This is a genomic window from Dietzia sp. DQ11-71 (assembly GCF_014144995.1).
Classification (GTDB): domain Bacteria; phylum Actinomycetota; class Actinomycetes; order Mycobacteriales; family Mycobacteriaceae; genus Dietzia; species Dietzia kunjamensis.
On record NZ_JAALDT010000425.1, the window covers coordinates 1 to 3,821 of the forward strand.

General features: G+C 70.1%; 3 protein-coding genes, 1 tRNA gene and 1 other RNA gene. 2 read left to right on the forward strand and 3 right to left on the reverse strand.

Translation table 11 applies throughout. The features are described from left to right. From G6023_RS13780 to ffs, 3 genes are all read right to left on the reverse strand, one after another. On the reverse strand, window positions 1-1,238 hold a 1,238-nt coding region (locus G6023_RS13780; protein ID WP_182636034.1), incomplete at its 3' end, for a DNA polymerase III subunit gamma and tau. A 526-nt stretch (window positions 1,239-1,764) separates the two neighbouring features. Further along, window positions 1,765-3,039 (reverse strand): aspartate aminotransferase type Ic, encoded by a 1,275-nt coding sequence (locus G6023_RS13785; RefSeq protein WP_182636035.1) that lies wholly within the window; start codon window positions 3,037-3,039, stop codon window positions 1,765-1,767. Window positions 3,040-3,098: 59 nt separating this feature from the next. Then, an RNA gene (gene ffs / locus G6023_RS13790) (signal recognition particle sRNA small type) lies at window positions 3,099-3,193 on the reverse strand. 118 nt (window positions 3,194-3,311) lie between these two features. On the opposite strand from ffs, the gene G6023_RS13795 reads away from it, so the two are divergent. Together G6023_RS13795 and G6023_RS13800 are read left to right on the forward strand one after the other, a co-directional pair. Continuing rightward, window positions 3,312-3,399: transfer RNA gene (locus G6023_RS13795), tRNA-Ser, on the forward strand. 119 nt (window positions 3,400-3,518) lie between these two features. Continuing rightward, a partial coding sequence (locus G6023_RS13800; protein ID WP_182636036.1) for a response regulator occupies window positions 3,519-3,821 on the forward strand: 303 nt, incomplete at its 3' end.

Here is a 3,821-nt window from a genome sequence, read left to right on the forward strand (position 1 = left end):
GGGCGGGGCTCGTCGTCGTCGCCCCGAGGCGACCCTCCCGGTGCGGATCCACCGCCACCGACGGCACCCGCTGCGGCGGCCGGCCGCACGGCGCCCGACTCGAGCGACTCGACACGCTGCAGCAGCGCGATCATGGAGTCGTCCGCCGAGGGCAGGAGCAGCTTGGCGCAGAGGATCTCCAGCAACAGCCGCGGCGAGGTGGCCCCGCGCATCGACCCCATCCCCTCGTGCACCATGTCGGCGCAGCGCGCCAGGGTGGCGGGCCCGATGTTCTCGGCCTGACGCCGCATGGTCTCGGCCTGCTCGACCGGCGCGTCGACGAGCCCACGCTCGATCGCCTGCGGCACGGACTGCACCATGATGAGGTCGCGCAGCCGCTGTAGCAGATCGGCGGCGAACCGACGCGGGTCGTGCCCGGCCTCGACCACCTTGTCGACGGTCCGGAACAGCGTGGCCCCGTCGCCGGCGGCCAGCGAATCCACCGTGTCGTCGATGAGCGCGACCTCGGTCGCCCCCAACAGGCTCACCGCGCGCGGGTAGGTGATGCCCTCGTCACCGGCGCCGGCCATGAGCTGGTCAAGCACACTGAGCGTGTCGCGCGGCGATCCCCCACCGGACCGGATGACCAGCGGGAACACGGTCGGCTCGACCTGCACACCCTCCTGCTCGCAGATCCGCTCGAGCAGCCCGCGCATCGACGTGGGCGTGAGCAGCCGGAAGGGGTAGTGGTGCGTGCGGGAGCGGATGGTGGGCAACACCTTCTCCGGCTCGGTGGTGGCGAAGATGAAGATGAGGTGCTCGGGCGGCTCCTCCACGATCTTCAGCAGCGCGTTGAAGCCCGCGTTGGTGACCATGTGGGCCTCGTCGATGATGAGCACCCGGTACCGCGAGGACGCCGGCGCGAAGAACGCCCGCTCGCGCAGATCACGCGTGTCATCGACGCCGCCGTGGCTGGCCGCGTCGAGCTCGGTGACGTCGAGGGTCCCGTGGCCGCCGGGCGCCAGCGCCACGCACGAGTCGCATTCGCCGCACGGGTCGGCGGTGGGCCCCTGCACGCAGTTGAGCGAGCGGGCGAGGATGCGGGCGGACGAGGTCTTGCCGCAGCCGCGTGGGCCGGAGAAGAGGTAGGCGTGGTTGATACGACCGGAGGACAAGGCCACCGAGAGCGGTTCGGTGACGTGCTCCTGGCCCACGACCTCGGCGAAGGAGGCGGGGCGGTACTTCCGATAGAGAGCCACGCCTAGAGGGTACCCAGGGGGTACGACGACGAGGACTTCCGCTTCCGACGGCGATCACGCGTGATCCGGGATGGGCCGAAATGACCGGAGGGGCCGCGTCATACGCAGCCCCTCCCGACGTCCCTCGCGCGCGGATCGGGCCCCCTCAGACCCCCGCAGCACGGTTCCCGAACCGATATCGGACACCGGCCCCTCACAGCCCCTCAGCTGTCTCCGGTGTCCGCATCCCTCTAGCTCGGACGACTCCGATACAACCAGACAGCCCCGGCCCGGACAAGACCGCACTTGCATTGACACTTGCTCAACAGGCCCGGCGAATTACATTCATGCAGGTGACAGGGTTACCTAAGCTATGGACTCCCACATTCACACTATGGGAATGTGGCGGAGATCACGGACGGGCAGACGTGCTGGTCACCTCATGATTCCCGGGGACGAAGAGGCGGGATCGGGAGCGCGGTCCGTTAATGGCCGCCGTTAACGCAGATGACGCAGTTGTTACACGCCGCCCGAGCCGAGCGATCGCTCAGTCGGCGAGCGCCCCCCGGCAGGCCGCGAGAAGAGCGCACAGGCCCACGACATCCATGGCGGTCTCGACCTCGGCCAGCGGCGGGAGCGTGGGCGCCAGACGGATGTGACGATCCTCGGGATCCTTGCCGTGCGGGTACGCGGACCCGGCCGGCGTGAGGGCCACCCCGGCCTCCTTGGCCAGGCGGACGGTCTCGGTGGCGGTGCCGTCGACCACCTCGAGGTCGATGAAGTACCCACCCTCGGGCCGGGTCCAGCGGGCCACGTCGTACTCGCCGAGCCGGTGGGCCAGGGCCGCGGCGGCGGCCTCGAACTTCGGCGCGATGACCTCGCGGTGGCGGAGCATGTGGGCGCGTACCCCGTCGGCGTCGCCGAAGAATCGGGCGTGCGCGAGCTGGTTGACCTTGTTCGGCCCGATGGAGCGCACGGAGGTGTGGCCGAGGTACCAGTCGAGATTGGCCCGCGAGGCGGAGAAGAACGACACACCCGCGCCGGCGAAGGTGATCTTGGAGGTCGAGCACACCTGCCAGAAGCGGTTGGGGTGACCCGCCTCGGCGGCCAGCGTGTCGACGTCCGGGACCTTGGGGAAATCCTCGGTGAGCGTGTGGACCACGTACGCGTTGTCCCAGACGATCCGGAAGTCCGGGGCGGCGGTCGCCATGCGCGCGAGGCGGGACACGGTGTGGTCGTCGTACACCGCGCCGGTCGGGTTGGCGAAGATCGGGACGCACCACATGCCCTTGATGGACGGGTCGTTCGACACGAGACGCTCGACCTCGTCCATGTCCGGACCGGTCGGCCCCAGCGGCACCGGGATCATCTCGATGCCCAGCGCCTCGGTGATGTTGAAGTGGCGGTCGTAACCGGGCACCGGGCACAGCCAGCGCAGGACCGGCTCGTCCTTCCACGCACGCTGGGAGTCGGGCGTGCCGAAGAGCATGGAGAACGTCAGCAGGTCGTACATGATCGACAGGCTCGCGTTGTCCTGGGCGATCACGCGGTCGGTCTCCACCCCGAGCAGCTCGGCGATGATCGACCGCAGTTCCGGCAGTCCCGCCCCGCCGCCGTAATTGCGGACGTCGGTCTTACCCGCCGCGTGGTCGCCCTCCCCCGGCAGCGACAGCAGCCGCTCGGACAGGTCCAGCTGTTCGGGCGAGGGCTTTCCGCGAGTCAGGTCCAGGGCCAGGCCCTTGTCGGCCAGCGCGTCGTACTCGGCGGCCAGTTGCGACTCGAGTCGGGCGAGTTCGTCGGCGGGGAGATCGGACAGTGCCACTGTGGCCTCCGGCGGGATCGACAACTTCGGTGTTGGTGCCCTAAGACATGTCCCAAGACATAAGGGGACCCCGCGCACCCGCCAGAGCCCGCTGACCCTTGCTGCCTTCCGGCCCTGGGGGAGTTCACAGGATGGACGCCGCGCGGGGTCCACGGACGAGTCTAACCGCCCCGCCTCCCGCGCCGCACCCCACCCGCCTCCCGGGCCGCGATCCGAGGCCGCTCGGCCCCGCGGTTTGCCTCTGCTTGCGCGTCCTGGGTATTCTCCTCCACGGAGGATTCGCCTAGTGGCCTATGGCGCTCGCCTGGAACGCGGGTTGGGGTTTATAGCCCCTCAGGGGTTCAAATCCCCTATCCTCCGCCGCAGACGCGGCCCGGAGCTCTCGAGCCCGGGCCGCGTCGCTCATTTCAGCCACGCCCGGGCCGACCGGAGGCCCGCTCTCGCTCCCGCGACCACCCACGCTCGGTAGGCTCGCGATCGTGACCGAGACCACGGGCGGCCGGACCGTTGATGACGACGTCGCCCTGCGGGTGCTCGTCTACAGCCACGACGCCGCCACCCGCAGCCGCGTGATGTCCGCCCTCGGCACCCGCCCGCACCCGGACCTGCCCCGGCTGACGTACCTCGAGGTCGCCACGGCCCCGGTCGCCCTCGAACACCTCGACGCGGGCGGGGTCGACCTGGCGATCCTCGACGGCGAGGCGACGCCCACCGGCGGACTCGGCCTGGCCAAGCAGCTGCGGGACGAGCTCAACCACTGCCCGCCGGTGCTCGTCCTCATC